Source organism: Vibrio sp. 1CM23M (assembly GCF_023161755.1).
GTDB classification, from domain to species: Bacteria; Pseudomonadota; Gammaproteobacteria; order Enterobacterales; family Vibrionaceae; genus Vibrio; species Vibrio coralliirubri.
Genome location: NZ_JALNTR010000027.1, coordinates 1 through 549, shown reverse-complemented (window position 1 = coordinate 549; position 549 = coordinate 1). Strand labels below are relative to the sequence as shown.

At 52.3% G+C, this 549-nt stretch carries 1 rRNA gene; it reads left to right on the top strand.

What is annotated here, in order from left to right:
• Positions 1-549 (top strand): 16S ribosomal RNA (locus MSG35_RS23990); the annotation flags it as partial.

Here is a 549-nt window from a genome sequence, read left to right as displayed (position 1 = left end):
GTTAATAGCGCTATCTCTTGACGTTAGCAACAGAAGAAGCACCGGCTAACTCCGTGCCAGCAGCCGCGGTAATACGGAGGGTGCGAGCGTTAATCGGAATTACTGGGCGTAAAGCGCATGCAGGTGGTTCATTAAGTCAGATGTGAAAGCCCGGGGCTCAACCTCGGAACTGCATTTGAAACTGGTGAACTAGAGTACTGTAGAGGGGGGTAGAATTTCAGGTGTAGCGGTGAAATGCGTAGAGATCTGAAGGAATACCAGTGGCGAAGGCGGCCCCCTGGACAGATACTGACACTCAGATGCGAAAGCGTGGGGAGCAAACAGGATTAGATACCCTGGTAGTCCACGCCGTAAACGATGTCTACTTGGAGGTTGTGGCCTTGAGCCGTGGCTTTCGGAGCTAACGCGTTAAGTAGACCGCCTGGGGAGTACGGTCGCAAGATTAAAACTCAAATGAATTGACGGGGGCCCGCACAAGCGGTGGAGCATGTGGTTTAATTCGATGCAACGCGAAGAACCTTACCTACTCTTGACATCCAGAGAAGCCAG